The organism is Candidatus Chlorobium masyuteum, assembly GCF_011601315.1.
GTDB lineage: Bacteria > Bacteroidota > Chlorobiia > Chlorobiales > Chlorobiaceae > Chlorobium > Chlorobium masyuteum.
Map to the genome: position 1 here is coordinate 34,992 of NZ_JAAORA010000008.1, position 17,309 is coordinate 52,300.

A 17,309-nucleotide genomic window follows, 5' to 3' on the forward strand; every position below is an offset into this window, starting at 1 on the left:
AACATTCACCCGCCGATTTACCATAAAAAAACCCCGTTTTCCTTGGAGAAAAACGGGGTTACGTGAATTCAATGCAGGGTAACCATCTTACTGCAGGGTTAAACCGAACATGGCTGAAGAGTATCTGGCAAAATCCGAGAGCGGAGTGAAAAAGAGTCCGAACCAGAGTGTCAGGATCATCAGGAAGGACATCAGTATGTTTGCGATAAGTCCCGGGTTGAAACTCTTCTCTTCCGGCTGTTCGGAGTCACGAAGATACATGTTGAGGGGTATCAGCATGTAGTAATAGAGCGAAATAACGCTGGTCAGCACACCGATGAGCGCAAGCCAGATATAGAGTGAACCCTTGGCAAGCAGTGCCGAGAAGATCATCAGCTTTCCGATGAATCCGATGGTCGGAGGCAGACCGACAAGGGAGATCAAAAATACGGTGAGAGCTGCACCGGCAATCGGCATCCGTCTGCCGAGCCCGCGGTAATCCTCAAGATTCTCGCTGCCGGTTTTGTTGGCAATAAGGGTGACCACATAGAAGGCACCGAAATTCATCAGGAAGTAGGAGGTCAGATAGAAGAGCGTTGCCTGTGTACCGAGCGCATCACGAAGCAGCACGCCGAGCAGAAGGTAGCCTGCATGGGCGATCGAAGAGTAGGCAAGCAGCCTCTTGACGTTCTTCTGCCAGAGTGCCACCACGTTACCATAGACCATCGAGGCAATGGAGAGCACAATAAGCAGGGCGTGCCAGTCAATACCCATAACATCTTCCGCCGGAAGAGCGGCACGGGGGACGGCAATGTAGAAGAATCGCATCAGCAGCGCGAAACCGGCCGCCTTTGAAGCAACCGAGAGATAGGCGGTAATCGGTGTAGGAGCACCTTCATAGACATCAGGACTCCAAAAATGGAAAGGCACAGCGCCGATCTTGTAGCCGAATCCGGCAAGAATCAGCAGCGTGGCAAGAATCATGATCAGCGGATCGTACCCATGTGCGGCAAGGGCGGCACTGATCTTTATAAGATTGGTCTGGGCGGTAAGACCGTAAATAAGTGAAAAACCGTAGATCATCAGGCCGGAGGAGACCGCACCGTAAACCAGATATTTCAGGGCAGCTTCCGATGAGCGGCGGTTGCGCTTGAAATAGCCGGTCAGGATATAGGCTGAAAAACTGACCAGCTCCATGGAGAGGAAGATCATCAAAAGATCGCCCGAAGAGGCCATCATGATCATGCCGATCACCATCGAGATGATCAGGGCATAATACTCACCCATGCTCTTGACCTCACGGTTGAACTGCTCATCGGCCATCGTAATGATAACGGCTATGATACCGGAGACAACAAAGAAGTATTTGAAAAAGAGTGCGTAGCGGTCAATGACATACATCCCGAAGAAGATCTCTCCGGATGGCAGAGCATGCTGCTGGAAGATAAAGTAGATGCTGCCAAGAAGCCCCAGAAGGGTTGTAATGGAGAGCACATTGTTTTTCCTCCCTTTCGTGACCAGATCGACAAGGATCACGGCCATAAAGAGCACGGACAGATAGATTTCAGGTATAAAAAACCCTGTATTTGCCTTGAGAACAGCTATGATACTCTGGATTTCAGCACCTGATGGCAGCTCGAACATAATTCTCTACGTTTATTCTTTTACCTCGTGCAAAAGCGGTTAATTCAAAGATGTCAGCACAACTGGAGAGAGCACCTGCACAAGCTTGTTGATGCTTGATGTCAGCATGCCGATCACAGGCATCGGATAGATACCGAGTGCAATGGTGATCACGGCAAGGGGAACAAGCATAACCAGCTCGCGTGCATCAAGATCGAGCTTTCCTTTCCAGTCGTGGAAGTGGATGTGCTCATGACCCTCTGCATCAACCTCAAGATCGTAGGCTGCATCCGGTTTTCTCTTGCCGAGGAACATTCTCTGCAGCGACCAGAGGAGATAGGCTGCACCGAAGACGATACCGAGCACAGAGACAATGGCAATCGGACGGGTAGTTACCGAACTGAATGCACCGACAAAAACAAATGCCTCGGAGATGAAGCCGCTCAGGCCGGGCAAACCGAGTGAGGCGAACCAGGCAATGGTCACAACTGCGGCATAGCGCGGCATGTAGGAGGAAAGACCTCCGAACTTGTCAATCTGACGGGTATGCGCACGGTCATAGATCACACCGACCAGAAGGAAGAGCATGGCGGTGATGGTGCCGTGGTTGAACATCTGGTAGAGTGCACCGAGCATTCCCTCGCTGTTGCCTGCGGCAAGACCGAGGAGCACGTAGCCCATGTGACTGATGGAGGAGTAGGCAACCATCTTTTTAAGATCCTGCTGGGCAAGGGCACAGAATGCACCATAGATAATATTGATGGCACCGAAAATGCCGATCACATACATGGATGCCTGGAACACTTCAGGGAAGAGCGGGAAGTTGATACGCATCATGCCGTAGGTTCCAAGCTTCAGCAGCACACCGGCAAGAATAACCGAAATAGGGGTCGGTGCTTCAACGTGAGCATCAGGAAGCCAGGTATGGAACGGGAACATAGGAACCTTGATGGCAAAGCCGATGAAGAGCACGATAAAGGCAATCAGACGCCATCCGTGGTTTTCAGGAGCGAATATGGCGCCCGCAACATTGAAGTTCGACTGGGTAGCCATGGCAACAAGAGAGAAGGTGTGGTTGCCGGTAACCGGATCGGTAACACTGAAGTAGAGTCCGATCATGACAAGCAGCATGAAGACGGAACCAAACAGGGTGTAGAGGAAGAACTTGATGGCCGCATATTCACGGTTCGGTCCGCCCCAGATGCCGATCAGGAAGTACATCGGAAGAAGCATCAGCTCCCAGAAGACATAGAAGAGGAAGAAATCAAGTGCGACAAAACAGCCCATCATGGCCGTGGCCAGAAGGTTGTAGAGGATAAAGTACCCCTTCACCTGCTTCTGGATGGTCCAGCTTGAGAGCACGCCGATGGCGGAGACCAGTGCGGTCAGAATAACCATGGTCACCGAGATGCCGTCAACACCGAGGAAGTAGTCGATGTTCAGCGAGCCCAGGGCGCCGAGGTTGATATTGATCCAGGAGAGCTTCTCCACAAACTGGAAGGATCCGAAGGCGCTGCCGCCCGGTCCAGCCGTGATTCCCGGAATCGAGGGGTCATATCCTCTCCAGATCAGAAACGCCAGCACGCCCTGGCCGATAGCCGCAAGCAGTGAAACAATTCTGATTATCTGCTTTTGCGAGGAAGGCACGGCAAGAATGATCAGACCGGCGATGATAGGCAGAAATACAATTAAACTCAGCATGTTCCGTTTCTGTAAGTTTTCAGATTAAAAATAGATCCCTCTTAGTAGATCAGTCGTGTAAAGTAATAGATAAAGTAACCAAAGACTGCAACAAGGAGCATGACCACATAGGTCTGAACCTTTCCGGTCTGGAGTTTTCTCAGAACCGCACCGGTGGTGTTGACAGAGAAAGCGGTAAAGTTTACGAGGCCGTCAACCACATATTTGTCAAATCCGGCGTTGGCGAATGCGAACTTCCTGACCAGGGTGGCAACGCCGTTGACCATGCCGTCAACCACATTGGTGTCGAACCAGGAGAGGATTTTCGAAAGAACAACCGAGCCCTTGATGAAGGTGGCCTGGTAGATCTCGTCCCAGTACCACTTGTTGAGCGAAAAGAGATAGAGCGGCCGGATGGCAACTGCGGTCTTTGCCGGATCGATAATACCGAAAACGTAGACAACAAAGGCAAGACCGATACCGAGCACAACCATGACGCTCGAAATATAGATGGCCGTGTAGTGCGCTGCATGACCTGCGTGAACAATTTCTGCCTGACGCGGATCGGAGTAGGCGTGCCCTCCCTTTGCTTCGCCGTGTCCGCCAGCGGCGGCTGCGCCGTGTGAAGCTGAGGCAGGAGCTGCACCATGTTCAGCAGGTGCAACGGCTCCTTCCGTCGTGTGCGTTTCCGGAAGAGCACCGACTGCTGCAAGCTGAGGCAGAACCGAACCGGCTGGGAGTGAACCGATCTGCGGATTGGCGGCCCCGACCACTGTGGCCGGAGTAGGTATCATCTTCATGAACCACCCTTTTGCACCGTCAAGCGGATCGGGCGAGTAGACAAAGAAGACCGAAAGTGCTGCAAGAATAACGAGCGGGGCTCTCATGTTCCATGAAACCTCATGCACTCCGTGTTCGGCATGATGATCATCACCATGAGCCGCGTGACTGTCGTGGGCGTGGTGATCGCCGTGGTGAGGATCTGCCGGTTTAAGGTGCGTACGGCTTTCACCGAAGAAGACAAGCCAGATCTGCCGTCCCATGTAGAAGGCGGTCAGCATGGCGGAGAAGAATCCGAGTACGGGAATAAGATAGTAGATACCGCCTCCCTCAACGTTGGCAAATCCTATCGCTCCGGCAAGAATGGCATCCTTGCTTAAAAAGCCGCTGGTCAGCGGAAGACCGGCCAGAGCAAGCGTGGCAAGGGTGAAGGTTGCGAATGTCCAGGGCATATGCTTGCGAAGTCCGCCCATCCAGCGCATATCCTGCTCATGGTGCATGGCGTGGATAATGGCACCGGAACCGAGAAAGAGACAGGCTTTGAAAAACGCGTGCGTAACCAGGTGAAAGAGCGCTGCCGAGTAGGCTCCGACACCGAGGCCGAGAACCATGTAGCCAAGCTGCGAAACGGTCGAGTAGGCCAGAACCCGTTTGATATCGTTCTGGGTAATGGCTATGGTCGCTGCCATGAATGCGGTAAATGCACCGATAAAGGCAATCACATGGAGTGCATCGGGTGTCAGCATCACAAAGATACGGGCAACAAAGTATACACCTGCTGCAACCATAGTCGCTGCATGGATCAGGGCGGAAACCGGTGTCGGGCCCTCCATGGCGTCAGGCAGCCAGATGTGGAGCGGGAACTGTGCCGATTTGCCGACGCAGCCCATAAAGAGCAGAATCCCGGCGGCGGTCAGCCATGCGTTTGAGAGGGCGAACTTCCCTGCTGCAAGGTTGGCATAGACCTCGGAGAAACTGAAGGTGTGGAACTGTGAATAGAGAATCAGAATACCGAGCCACATGCCGATATCACCGACACGGTTGGCAAGAAATGCTTTTTTCTGTGCATCGGCGGCACTGTCCTTTTCAAAGAAGAAGCCAATCAACAGGTATGAGGAGAGTCCGACAAGCTCCCAGAAAATATAGATAGAGAAGAGGTTGTCCGAGAGAACAATACCGAGCATCGAGAAGGTGAAAATACCGAGATAGGCAAAATAGCGTCCGTAGTTCTTGTCTCCGGCCATATATCCGGTAGAGTAGAGATGCACCAGAAGGCTGATCAGGGTCACCATCGCCAGCATGATGGCCGTCAGGTTATCAATGACAATGCCCATTTTAACCTGAAGCGGGCCGACGCCGGGTACATTGCCCAGATCAATCCAGGTAAAGTCCCATGCAACCCGGAAAGCGGGATCGTAGCTCTGCACAATAACCGTCCAGAAAATATAGGCTGATAGTGCGAATGCTGTTCCAAGTATGCCGACACCTATAAAATCACCCCGTCTTGGAAGGCGGCGGTTGAAAAAGATAAGCGTGACAAACGAGAGCAGCGGCAGTAGCAGTACGACTATTGATAACTGAATTAAACTGTGCATGTTCTTTTGTTTTTACAAGAAAAAATTAAAACTGATTGTGCTTTTACCCTTTTTACTCTTTCAATGAATCTATGGAAGAGACATCGACACTCTTGAAAATCTTGAAAATATTGATAACGATTGCAAGAGCAATGGCCGCTTCGGCTGCAGCAAGAACAATGACAAAAAGACTGAACATGACACCCTGCATGCTGCCGTTGTACTTCGAGAATGCCAGAAAGTTGATGTTGGCGGCATTCAGGATAAGCTCGACACCCATCAGGATAACGATGGCGTTTTTACGGGTCATGACGGCAAAGAGCCCCAGACAGAGCAGAATGGCCGAAATGGTCAGGTAGTGGTTGAGCCCTATGGTTGCGAGTTGTTCCATTGTTGTAGTAAACTTGTTATTCGTGATTGGCCGGCTTGTCGAAACGGGCAAGAAAAGCTGCACCGATAAGGGCTGCAAGCAGGAGAATCGAGGCCATTTCAAAAGGAAGAACGTAGCGCGACATGGTTTCAAAACCGATCCGCTCAACAATACTGCCCTGGAGCATGGTCTCCGAAGGCATCCAGCTGTGCGTGGTATAGAAGGTATAGAGCAGGGCTCCGATCATGCAGAGAAGCAGCAGCGTGCCCGGTATGATATGCAGCACATCGCTTTTCGGTTTGGCATTCATGATACTGTTGGTAAACATCACACCAAAGAGCAGAAGCACAAGAATTCCGCCGACATAGACCACAACCTGCGTTACAGCGATGAAGTCGGCACTCAGAAATACATAGAGAGCCGCAGCGCCGAAAAAAGTGAAGAGCAGGGCAAATGCGGAGTAGATCACATTGCGGGTAAAGACGACAAACGCGGCGGAAAGCACCGTGATGGCGGCAAAAATATAGAATATGACCGTATAGGGTGTCAGGTTACTCATAGTTATTCAGCGCATTAATTGTTTCCTCTTATTCTCCGCCACTCTTTTCCTGCTGTGCTGCCTCAGCTGCCTTCTTCTCTTTCTCTGCCAGTGCCTTTGCCTGAAGTTCAGCATTCTTGCGTTTCTTGGCCTCAGCCTCCTGATTCGTCAGATTACCGAAATGGTAGAGCAGGTTCTGGCGGTCAAACTGTGAAAAGTCGCTGACCGGTGTGTGCACCAGGCAGTCGGTCGGACATACATTGGTACAGAGGCCGCAGGTCATGCATTTGGCTGTATCAATATCAAATACGGGAACCCAGAACTTTTTCTGCTGTCCGTCAGAGGTCTTTCCGCAAACCGCAAGGTCATCGGGCGCCACCTTGATGGTCTCGATGGTAATACAGCTTATCGGGCAGGCTCTTTCGCACTGGCCGCAACCGATGCAGTCCTCAATATTGTTGTAGAGGCGGTACCGCCCGTTCAAAGGGGTAGGAATGACCTCTCTTGGATACTGCAGGGTACAGAGTCCGTCAACCTGACGAAAATAGTCAACATCGTCAACACCGGCATCACCCTTGCGCTTTGTAGCATTGAAAAAATGCTTGAGGGTGATTCCCAATCCGGTGGCAATCGTGACTGCTCCGGTTTTTATATTGCTGAAATACTCACTCATAATCTAATGGACATTTCTTTCCTGCATTGACTGTTGAACACGCTTACGGTACATAGATTTCCCAGATCGCCGTCAGCACAAAGCTGACAAAGGCAAACGGGGTCAGAACTTTCCAGCAGAGGTACATAAGCTGGTCAACCCTCAGGCGGGGAAGCGTCCAGCGCAGCCACATCTGCACAAAAATAAAGAAGAACCCTTTCATGACCATCCAGAAGACACCCCAGACCGGGCCGTTGGTCATATCATTCAGAGCAAAGGATCCGATATTGGGAAGCGGTGAGTTCCATCCTCCGAGAAAGACGATGGAGATGATGGCTGAAACCATAAACATGCTGCCGTACTCTGCAAGAAAGATGACGGCGAACTTCATGCCGGAGTATTCGGTAAAGTAACCGGCCACCAGCTCGGATTCCGCTTCGGGAATATCAAACGGGGCGCGGTTGACCTCTGCAAGCGAGGCGATAAAGTAGATCAGGAACGGAAGCCAGGCAATCGGCGACTGAAAGAGGAAAAAGTTGGCAAATCCCCATGAACCGGATTGCATAAGATTGATCTGCTGCATATCAAGCGTACCGGCCATCATGGCGCCGCAGAGCAGGGCGATAGCCGCCGGAATCTCATAACTGACGATCTGGGCAACACTGCGGACTGCACCGTAAAGCGACCACTTGTTATTCGAACCCCATCCGGCAGCAAGAATACCGACCACCTCGATGGAGACAATGCCGATGGCAAAAAAGAGACCGACATTCAGGCTTGCACCGATAAAGGCGGGGCTGAACGGGAGCACGGCATAGGCAAGGAAGGAACCGACAAAGAGGATGCCGGGTCCAATAACAAAGAGAAACTTGTCGGCTGAAGAGGGAACAATGTCCTCTTTCTGCAGAAGCTTCAGGATATCGGCAAGGGTCTGCAGGATGCCCCACTTTCCAACCTCCATAGGACCGAGACGATCCTGCATGAAGGCAGAGATTTTCCGTTCGCCGTATACACCGTAGGTTAGTGCATAGACAGCAATAAAAACAAGCGGGATGGCTGCAAGAATAACCATACCGAGAGGCAGACCCATCGGAGCAAAACCGGTAAGCGCTTCCGACCAGGCATTAAGACTGTTACCCATAAGAAAAGGCATGCTAAATTGCGATAAAGCGGTTACACTCATCTGTCAACCTCCCCGAGCACGATATCGATGCTGCCGATAATGGCAACAAGATCAGGTATCAACTGACCTTTGGAAAGATCCTTCATGGCTGAAAGATTGACAAAGCAGGATGAACGGGCTTTGCAGCGGAGCGGTTTGGTTGATTTCCCATCGCTCTGGATGTAAAATCCAAGCTCGCCGCGAGGGTTCTCCGCCCTGCCGTAAACCTCTCCGGCTTTTGGACGAATGCGTTTCGGTACCGCCGCTTTCGGATCAAACCCTTCAGCGGATGGCATTTTGGAGATACACTGCTCAATAATGTTCAGGCTCTCCTCAATTTCAAGGGCACGGACAAGGTGACGTGAAAGACAGTCACCGATCTCCGAGTGGCGTCCGTCAGGCACACAGACCTTGAAATCAAGCTCGGGATAGACCGAGTAGGGGTCGTTTCTTCTCAGATCCCACTTGACGCCGGAGCCGCGGAGCATCGGACCGCTCCAGCCGTAGTTGATGGCTACGTCGGCAGGCATGATGCCGATACCGATGGTACGCTTGATAAAGATTTCGTTTTCCGTGAGCAGGCGGTAAAGCTCTTTGGCCTGCGGACGGAAGTAATCAACAAACTCCTTGACCCGCTTGGTGAAATCGGCCGGGATATCCTGCGAGAGGCCGCCGATCCATATATAGTTATAGAGCATTCGTGCGCCGGATGCCCATTCAAGCAGGGAGAGGATATGTTCACGGTCACGGAAACAGAAGAGAAACGGGGTGAAGGCACCGAGATCGATGCCGTAGGTACCGATAGCCACAAGGTGTGATGCTATGCGGTTCAGCTCGGCCACAATAACGCGGATAAACTCGACACGCCTCGGGATTTCGATATCGAGCAGCTTCTCGACCGTGATGGCATAGGCGAACTCGCTGTTCATGCCGGAGAGGTAGTCCATCCTGTCGGTGTAGGGAACAATCGCCGGATAGTCAACATTCTCGCAATACTTCTCAAAACAGCGGTGCAGATAGCCGAGATAGGGCTCTGCTTCGGTGATCACCTCACCATCGGTAAGACACTCCAGCTTGAGAACACCGTGGGTTGACGGATGCTGGGGGCCCATGGCCAGAACCATCTGGTCGGTTGCAAGGTCCTTTTCAATGACAACGACATTGTCCTCTTTTCGGGTAACCCTGACCGAACCCAGTCCAGCTATATCTAATTCCTGCATACGTGAGCTGCTTTTTACTGTTATAATCTTTTTTTAGTAGGGTACCTTTATTCCGTGGTAGCTCTCCTGTACCTTGTAATCCTTGCGAAGCGGGAACCCTTCCCAGTCATCCGGGCAGAGAATCCTTCTGAAATCGGGATGGCCGGTAAAGTTGATACCGAACATGTCATAAGCCTCCCGTTCATGCCAGTTTGCTGTGTGCCATACGCACGAAACGGTCGGGATAGCTCCCCCGCTGCGCGGGCAGCTGACCTTTACGGCAAGCCGGTGACCGAAAACGCCAAGCGACTCAAGGTTGCAGACAATGCCGAGCTTCTCTTCAGGAAAATAATCAACACCCGAGAGGCAGGCCATGTAATTGAATTTCAGCTTTGCATGATCACGCATGAAGAGCGCAATATCCTGCCAGAGCGAAGCATCAAGCACTTCAAAAAACGGCATGGTCGCGTTACCGTCAAACTCTGATACGGCACTGCCGAACTGCTCCCGAATAATCGCGTATGCTGCAGCACTCTCTTCAACCGACTGCGAAATAACTGTTCCTTCTGCCATCTGACTTCAAGCCTTGTTTTTAGTTATGCTCCGACTGCCTTGCGCTCCTCAGCAATAAGAGCCTGGGGATCAACACTCTTCTCTGCCAGTTTTTTCAGAGCATCAGCTCTTGAGAGCCCGATCTGCTCCATGCGGATAAGCTCCTGAATCTTCATGAGACCGCCGATAAGCGCTTCAGGCCGCGGAGGGCAACCCGGTACATAGACATCAACAGGAATAACCCGGTCCACACCCTTGAGCACATGGTATCCATGCTCCCAGTAGGGTCCGCCGCAGTTGGAACAGCTCCCCATGGAGAGCACATAACGGGGTTCAGGCATCTGCTCGTAGAGACGCACAACCCGTTCGGCCATCTTCATGGTAACGGTACCGGCAACAATCATAAGGTCGGACTGACGGGGGGAGGAACGGGGGAAAATACCGAAACGCTCGAGGTCATAGTTGGATGCGTTGGTAGCCATCATCTCGATAGCACAACAGGCAAGACCGAAACCCATCGGCCAGATTGATGACAGACGAGCCCAGTTCAGGACGTTGTCAACCGATGTCACCAGCACGTTATGCTTTGTTATTCCGGCATCAAGTAAACCCATAACCTAAAGTAAATATGGTGAATAGTAGTTAATTCCCGAGTGTGGAGGTTTTTCGTACCGGCATTTCAGGCATCTTCGGAATGTTCGGAGTTGGCCTGACCCAGTCGAGATCACCTTTTACCCATGCATAAACAAGGCCGAGCACAAGAATGCCGGCAAACAGAAGCGCCTCAACAAGAGCGAACTCTCCAAGTTGCTTGAAAACCGTAGCCCAGGGGAAAAGAAAAACAACCTCAACGTCAAAAATGATAAAGATAAGGGCGACGACATAAAAGCGGATGTTGAACTTGACCCAGGCACTGCCGACAGCCTCTTCGCCGCACTCGTAGGTTGAGTTCTTGGCCGGATTGGGTCTCTGGGGGCGCAGCATACGGGCGGTAAGAAAACCACCGGCTACAAAAACAATTCCAAGGGCAAGGAAAACAAAGACATTGCCAAAATTACTCAGCGTCTGGTCCATGGAGAACTATTTGATTTTAATCCCGGGCTGTCTGGAAACAATTGGAGATCCTGTAGCGATAACGTTCAACCAGGAGCGCAAATATAAAAAAAATTTCTTTCCGACACAGAAAAAAAAACCGGCGTTCTCATCCAATGCCGGTCTCTGTGCGAAAATCACAATTGTGAAGGGTAAAACTAACATTATTTCACTATTCACAAAACTCTTTTAGTCTGTTACTGACTGCCGCTCTTGATTTTATCGCCCAAACGAATAAAAAGCCTTAATAAAACAAGAGTAACAAGGATGGCGATGAACAGAATAATGGAGTGGGCTGCAATCCATGATCCGGTAAAAGCACTCAGTGCCGTGCCGAATGTCGCGGTAATCAGCAGCCAGATGATCGGAAGCCACGCCACACCGACAACCGCCGTGAGGGTGGGTTTCATAAACCGCTTGCGCGTCTCTTTATCAGGGAAAAATTTCATATTTGATTAAAAATAGAGGCTTCCTATCTGTTCCGCCATTTCGGCGTCAAGTGTTTTCAGAATTTCATACTCCTTTTTCAGCCCGGCCATATCACCTCTCGACAGATAGTACATGGCAATCTTGTAGTGTGATTCAACACTCTCAGGCTCAAGCCGGAGGGCCGACTCAAAGGCCTCTTTTGCCTTCTCATACTCCCCGAGATCAAGCCAGGTATCGCCTATTACGCCATAGACTCCTGCATATCCGGGATCAATATCGAGGGCTTTCTGCAGGGTCTTCAGGGCTTCCTCCTCCTTGCCGAGCGTTAACTGCACAAAACCAAGGTGCTTGTATGCCTCAAGAAAGCCGGGGTCAACGGCAATGGTTTTCAGCAGATCACAACCCGCTTTCCGGAAATTGCTCATGGAGAGATTGGTCACCGCCCTGGCGTAGAGTGCTTGTGCATCACGCCGGTTCAGCTCAAGAACCCGGTTGAGCAGGAGAAGCGCATCACTGTTGCGCTGCTCGTGCATGCAGTCGAGTGCCTGCTCATAGAGCGTGCGCGTATCAAGGGAGTCCGTTTCCCGCTCTCTCTGTTCTTTGCCATCCATATTATTCAATGTAGCTGAATTTTTTCGGTTTCGGCTCAATACGCCCGGCAGGTGTTTCCATCGCATCTTGCAGATTGTCCAGCCATTGCAGCTCTGCGAGGACCTTTTCGCCGAGCCAGCGGCCAAAATCGGGATCGTCGTTTATGCAACGAACATACTGGGCAACCGGAAAACCGGCCTTGTCGAGGCGTTTTTTTGCATCGTACTCGGTTTCGCTGTTGTCGGCAAAAAAACCGTAGGGAAACATGACCACTCCTTCGTAGCCCTCCTCCCGGTAATCCTCCAATGCTTTTTCAATGGTCTCGGCAGTCCACTCCCCTCCGTTGGAGTGGTTAATGCACCCCTGGCGAACATCAGTAAAAATATTCCGGGGATCCGCCATAATCTTCTGCTTCATCACCTCGAAGAATGCGATGGTCTCTTCAAGACCGGTAAAGACCTTCGGGGGATTGCCATGCCGGTCCCTGACCAGAGTACCATGAATGACAAGGACAAGACCGATCTTTCCGCCCCCTTTCAGGCTCCGGATCTTTTGGGAGAGCTGTAAAAAGAGGTAGTCAATATAGATCCGGTGCAGAGCGTCATCACTCCAGAGCTTGCTCATCACCTTTACCAGGGCAAAACTCCCCTCACCGCAGACATCCATAACCATCTGGCAGGCCACACCGCAGGAGAATGCGGACTCAACAGGAATCATCGGTACCACAACTATGCCGTCGTACTCTTTTCGCATCACGGCAAGCATATCGTCAAGGTAGGGTGGAACAAAGTAGTAGGCATCAAATACCCTGACATCAGCTTTTGCCAGAAATCCGCTGCCACATCTGCCGAGAGCCGCCTCAAGTGTTTTAGCCTGAGCCCGGTTGATGGCAATAAGCTTTGAACGGTAACGATTGAGCTTCCAGTTGATATAGTGCTTGGTCGAACGGTAATCAGCAATAAAATAGATCAGGGCAGCCGGCACCTTGACAATCTGGCGGGTAACGACCAGAAGAATCCGTCTCGAACTGGGCCAAAGATTCCTGATCGTCAGCTTGTCAACCTCTCCGTATGTTGTAACAACAACGGCATATCTCTTGCGCTTCACAACCCCGTCCACCATTTTAGCTCGGTAAAGATCACGGAAAAGCCGACAATACCGCCAATAAGGGTCTGCATGAAATTATGTGCTTTCAAATGGATTCTGGACCACATGAGAAGGGGTACAAGCAGGAGAAGCCATAAAGAGACAGCGCCGAACTGCAAAAAAAGCAGCGCAACCGAGGAGGTAAAGGTGAAGAGGTGAATACTGATTTTCCACTGAAGGGTTACCAGCAGAATAAAAACCATATTGACCGCATTGAAGAGAAGAATGCCTGAAAGCAGAGCCGGAGCATCAAGATGCTTCATAAACTCGTAACCGAGGGCGTTGATGGCCACCAGTACCAGGAGCGGCAGAAAGCGCTGCTCGCGGAAGGTGATATTGTAATCGGAGACCTTCCCTATTTTTTTAAGACCGAAGATCAGAAGCATGGGAACAATCGTGCTCGAAAGAAAAAGCACCATCAGGTAGGAGATGTTGTGCGGGTCGGCACGGTATCCCAGCAGCACAATCGTTGTATAGACTGCCGGAGCAACCACAACCGGATTGATCACCCATGAAATAAAGTTTGCAAAACGTTTTAGATCAAACTGCATGGGCACATGACGAAATAATCGGGAATAAATAATTTTCTTGCGGCACACCCTGAAAAGTATGTCGAAAGATAGTTTTTATTAAAATAAAATCCACGTATATTCGTAGTCTCACGTTGCGAGAGTGGTGAAATTGGTATACACGCTAGTCTTAGGAACTAGTGCCGTGAGGCGTAAGGGTTCGAGTCCCTTCTCTCGCACAAACATGAGAAGATGCCAAAGTGGCGGAACTGGTAGACGCGCTGGACTCAAAATCCAGTGGGTGCAAACTCGTGTGGGTTCGAGTCCCACCTTTGGTACCAACAACAACAAAAGGGTCGCCATTAGCTGACAGCGGCGACCTCAAGCATTTTACCGGGACACTCTCTTCATGGATAGAATGTATTCGCCGTGGCGTGAAGTATACATGCAGTCATTCAAGGATGACAAGCCTGCCGGTGCGAACGGAAAATCAGTGTTCGCTGATATTCCTCCCGAGGAGGATGAGAAGCGTTTTGTGCTCTACCGGGCAAAAAAGTGCTTCATCATCATGAACCTCTACCCATACAACTGCGGACACCTCATGGTGATCCCCTACCTCCAGACTCCTGATTTCACCGACCTTGATCACGAAACAAAACTTGAGGTCATGGAGTTGACCGACCTGTGTATCCAGGCGCTCAAACTCACGCTCAGACCGCAGGGATTCAATTTCGGAGCGAATCTCGGCAGGGTCGCAGGAGGAAGCGTTGACACCCACATTCACTTCCATATCGTACCCCGCTGGGAGGGTGACACCAATTTCATGCCGGTGCTTGCTGATGCAAAAGTGCTCAGCAATGACCTCCGCTCCACCTACAGCAAGCTGAAAGAGGCTATCGCAGAGCTTACAAAGCCAAAGGCATAGCAGCCTTCCGGCCGATGGAACAGACCCCCTGCCCCCTCTCCGGCACGACAGCATTTACCCCTTTTCTGCAGGTTCCCGACCGCTTTGATCCTTCCGGTAAAGTTCTCTGGCAGCTGGTTCGATCTACAGCTTCCGGACTTGTCATGCTCAATCCCCGACCGGAGAGCACCGAAATGGCGGTTCACTACCATCGCGGCAGCTACGATCCACACTTGCAGGCCGGAACAGGAAGCTCACCCGCACAAAGAGCCTATCTTGCCGCAAGAAAGCTCTTGACGGGTTACAGGGCATCTTTTGTGCTGAAAGGGGCGCCTGCTCCCCCGCAAGGACTCTCGATTCTTGAAATAGGGTGCTCCACAGGAGAGCTGCTCAGGCATCTGCACCGGATAAAGGGGATCCCGAAAGAGCAGCTTTATGGCGTCGAACCGGAGAGCAATGCCGCTGAATACGCAAGGAACAGCTTCGGATTGCATATCGCTCAATCAATTGAGGATATACGGCTCAAAAACCGGCTGTTTGACCGTATTGTGCTCTGGCATACGCTGGAACATATTCACGATCTCCATGAAACCGTAGCGTTTGCTGGAGAGCGGCTGCAGGAAGACGGGATGCTTGTGCTTGCGCTTCCGAACCCGGAAAGCCATGATGCCCGCCACTACAAGGAGAACTGGATCGCCTGGGACGCGCCGCGCCATCTCTACCACTTCGTGCCGAAAACAGTTGAAAAGCTGCTCGAACAGCATCATCTGGAGCTTGTCACCTGCCAGCCATACCTGCCCGACTCGCTCTACAACTCGATCAACAGCGAAAAGCTTCGCTGTACAAGAGAGAAGCACCGCTTTACGCTACCGAAGATGGGAGCCGCACTGCTGCAGGCCGCGGCTGCCGTTGCCACAGGAATGCTGCAACCGCTGAAGGCTTCGAGTATTGTCTATTTTGTGAGGAAAAAGAGAAAGACATGAAGGACAGCAGGATCAACAGGGACGAATAAAGAATGAAGAGCTCTCCCCTCCTGAGAATAGACAACAGCAGGGGGCGTGGTCTCAGCTTTTTGTAACCTGGGCTTTTGAGCGGCCGAGGGCTTTGTCGAGGCGGACGCTGGTAACGAGGTAGTCGTAGACTGCCTGCAGGTAGTTGGTTTTAGCCTTGTTGAGCTGCAATTCGGCGTCGGTCAGTTCGAGACGTGAGCCTATTCCCTCCCGGAACCGGAGCTGCGATATTCTGTAGCTGCGCTCGGCAACCGTGATGGTTTTTGACTGCACCTCGATTCTCTTCTGCGACTCGCGGAAACTGGAGAGCATGATCTCAATCTCCGCGCGGATATTGGCCTTGAGATCCTCATAGCGTGTTCTGGACTGCAACTGCTCAATCTTTGCCTGCTCCACCTGGGAGCTTATCCTGAAACCGGTAAAAATCGGCATTGAGAGCTGAAGGCCTACCGCTGAAGAGACCGGCCAGCGTGACTGTGAAGTTTTTACTCCATCATTGAAGGCGGTCTGTGACTCAAGCTTTCCGAACGCCGAGAGCACGGGAAATCGTTCAGCACGGGCGGAGGAGAGTTTTTCCCCCTGGGCCTGCACCTGAAGCTCAAGCTGACGCAGATCCGGGCGCCCGAGAAGCGCTTCCTCATAAGCCGCAACAATTTCAGTTGGATAGGAGTCCGAAGAGAGTTCAAGCTTGCCTGCCAGCCTGAGTTCCGTATCGGGTGTAACACCCATCGCATTCTTGAGCTTTGTCATCGTAATACCGACACGGCTTTCAGCCTGAAGAAGCTCGGGGCGGAGGTTTTCAACCGAGAGAAATGCCTTGAGCGTATCGATATCGGCGGCAACACCCTGGCGGAACATCGCCCGGGTATCCCTGCGTGACTCCTCCCAGCGCGCAACACTCTGCTCAATCAGTTTTAACTGGTCCCTTGAGATGAGCGCATCGAAATAGGCCATCTTGATGTCGGTGATAACAGCCGCTTCGGTATTCCGATAGGCCTCTTCACTCATTTTGCGCACCGTACCGGCGGCCCGTATACCGGCAAAAGCTGAACCGTTGAAGATCGGCTGTCGGAGATTGAGCGTTGCACTTGCCGAATTGTCGGCACTTATCTCGATCGCGGTAAAGGAGGAGCCGTTGCCGCCGTTAAAAATATTCGGAAAAAAAAGTATCGAGGGCTTCACCGACCGGGTATAGATGAAGTCCGTGGAGACCTGGGGCAGTACCCTTGACCATGTTTCGCGGATCTTCTGGTGCGCCATATCCCGGTCGAGGCGGGCCAGCTCAAGTGCACGGCTTTTTTCAAGGCCGATACGTACCGCATCATCAAGCGAGAGAGGGGCACTCTCCGGAGCCGGAGCGGCATAAAGAGCGGGCGATGCCGAGAGGACAAAAAGTGAAAAGAGAAAAAATATGGCCGGTCTCAACCTGTTCATAAAAGGGTCTGTCTTGATGAAAGAAATCCTGGGGCTGCCATTCGGGCAGCACGTTATTCAATATACAAAGAGCCTGGTATTTCGT

18 protein-coding genes and 2 tRNA genes are annotated in these 17,309 nt (G+C 51.6%); 4 read left to right on the plus strand and 16 right to left on the minus strand.

The window, feature by feature from the left end:
- Positions 1-87: 87 nt before the first annotated feature.
- The 15 genes from G9409_RS10880 to G9409_RS10950 all read right to left on the minus strand — a co-directional run bounded on the left by G9409_RS10880 (position 88) and on the right by G9409_RS10950 (position 13,918).
- Entirely contained in the window at positions 88-1,623 is a 1,536-nt protein-coding gene (locus G9409_RS10880) for an NADH-quinone oxidoreductase subunit N (protein WP_166808785.1), read from the minus strand.
- 39 nt (positions 1,624-1,662) lie between these two features.
- Positions 1,663-3,303, minus strand: a complete 1,641-nt coding sequence (locus tag G9409_RS10885; protein WP_076790633.1) for a complex I subunit 4 family protein — start codon at positions 3,301-3,303, stop codon at positions 1,663-1,665.
- Between the two features lie 41 nt (positions 3,304-3,344).
- Positions 3,345-5,657, minus strand: coding sequence for an NADH-quinone oxidoreductase subunit L (gene nuoL, locus G9409_RS10890; RefSeq protein ID WP_166808786.1), 2,313 nt, complete (start codon positions 5,655-5,657; stop codon positions 3,345-3,347).
- A 52-nt stretch (positions 5,658-5,709) separates the two neighbouring features.
- Positions 5,710-6,027: an NADH-quinone oxidoreductase subunit NuoK gene (gene nuoK / locus G9409_RS10895; RefSeq protein WP_006366949.1), complete on the minus strand. Its 318-nt coding sequence runs from the start codon at positions 6,025-6,027 to the stop codon at positions 5,710-5,712.
- Between the two features lie 16 nt (positions 6,028-6,043).
- The gene (locus G9409_RS10900; RefSeq protein ID WP_166808787.1) at positions 6,044-6,565 is read right to left on the minus strand and encodes an NADH-quinone oxidoreductase subunit J family protein; all 522 of its coding nucleotides are present in this window, start codon (positions 6,563-6,565) and stop codon (positions 6,044-6,046) included.
- Positions 6,566-6,593: 28 nt separating this feature from the next.
- The gene (locus G9409_RS10905; protein WP_166808788.1) at positions 6,594-7,217 is read right to left on the minus strand and encodes a 4Fe-4S binding protein; all 624 of its coding nucleotides are present in this window, start codon (positions 7,215-7,217) and stop codon (positions 6,594-6,596) included.
- Between the two features lie 43 nt (positions 7,218-7,260).
- The gene (nuoH, locus tag G9409_RS10910; protein ID WP_166808789.1) at positions 7,261-8,379 is read right to left on the minus strand and encodes an NADH-quinone oxidoreductase subunit NuoH; all 1,119 of its coding nucleotides are present in this window, start codon (positions 8,377-8,379) and stop codon (positions 7,261-7,263) included.
- Positions 8,376-9,578, minus strand: coding sequence for an NADH-quinone oxidoreductase subunit D (locus G9409_RS10915; protein WP_166808790.1), 1,203 nt, complete (start codon positions 9,576-9,578; stop codon positions 8,376-8,378). The genes nuoH and G9409_RS10915 overlap by 4 nt, the downstream gene beginning before the upstream one ends.
- 33 nt (positions 9,579-9,611) lie before the next feature.
- Positions 9,612-10,130 carry an NADH-quinone oxidoreductase subunit C gene (locus tag G9409_RS10920; protein WP_166808791.1) on the minus strand — a complete coding sequence of 173 codons (519 nt, stop codon included), beginning with the start codon at positions 10,128-10,130 and terminating at the stop codon, positions 9,612-9,614.
- A 23-nt stretch (positions 10,131-10,153) separates the two neighbouring features.
- Positions 10,154-10,723, minus strand: coding sequence for an NADH-quinone oxidoreductase subunit B (locus G9409_RS10925; protein WP_166808792.1), 570 nt, complete (start codon positions 10,721-10,723; stop codon positions 10,154-10,156).
- Between the two features lie 28 nt (positions 10,724-10,751).
- Positions 10,752-11,183 carry an NADH-quinone oxidoreductase subunit A gene (locus G9409_RS10930; RefSeq protein WP_006366956.1) on the minus strand — a complete coding sequence of 144 codons (432 nt, stop codon included), beginning with the start codon at positions 11,181-11,183 and terminating at the stop codon, positions 10,752-10,754.
- Between the two features lie 215 nt (positions 11,184-11,398).
- Positions 11,399-11,611: a hypothetical protein gene (locus G9409_RS10935; protein WP_235923318.1), complete on the minus strand. Its 213-nt coding sequence runs from the start codon at positions 11,609-11,611 to the stop codon at positions 11,399-11,401.
- Positions 11,612-11,656: 45 nt separating this feature from the next.
- Entirely contained in the window at positions 11,657-12,241 is a 585-nt protein-coding gene (locus G9409_RS10940) for a tetratricopeptide repeat protein (RefSeq protein WP_235923323.1), read from the minus strand.
- A gap of 1 nt (position 12,242) precedes the next feature.
- Complete coding sequence (locus tag G9409_RS10945; protein WP_166808795.1) at positions 12,243-13,343, minus strand: ferrochelatase; 1,101 nt, start codon at positions 13,341-13,343, stop codon at positions 12,243-12,245.
- Positions 13,325-13,918, minus strand: coding sequence for a hypothetical protein (locus G9409_RS10950; RefSeq protein ID WP_166808796.1), 594 nt, complete (start codon positions 13,916-13,918; stop codon positions 13,325-13,327). The genes G9409_RS10945 and G9409_RS10950 overlap by 19 nt, the downstream gene beginning before the upstream one ends.
- A gap of 115 nt (positions 13,919-14,033) precedes the next feature.
- Between G9409_RS10950 and G9409_RS10955 the strand changes: the two genes are divergently transcribed.
- From G9409_RS10955 to G9409_RS10970, 4 genes are all read left to right on the plus strand, one after another.
- Positions 14,034-14,115: transfer RNA gene (locus G9409_RS10955), tRNA-Leu, on the plus strand.
- A gap of 15 nt (positions 14,116-14,130) precedes the next feature.
- Positions 14,131-14,217, plus strand: a tRNA-Leu gene (locus G9409_RS10960).
- A 68-nt stretch (positions 14,218-14,285) separates the two neighbouring features.
- A complete protein-coding gene (locus tag G9409_RS10965) occupies positions 14,286-14,801 on the plus strand; it encodes an HIT family protein (protein WP_166808797.1) in 516 nt (171 codons plus the stop codon).
- 14 nt (positions 14,802-14,815) lie between these two features.
- Positions 14,816-15,763 (plus strand): class I SAM-dependent methyltransferase, encoded by a 948-nt coding sequence (locus G9409_RS10970; RefSeq protein WP_166808798.1) that lies wholly within the window; start codon positions 14,816-14,818, stop codon positions 15,761-15,763.
- A gap of 81 nt (positions 15,764-15,844) precedes the next feature.
- Here the strand turns inward: G9409_RS10970 and G9409_RS10975 are convergent, their stop codons facing one another.
- Positions 15,845-17,224, minus strand: a complete 1,380-nt coding sequence (locus G9409_RS10975; protein WP_208019722.1) for a TolC family protein — start codon at positions 17,222-17,224, stop codon at positions 15,845-15,847.
- Positions 17,225-17,309 lie beyond the last annotated feature (85 nt).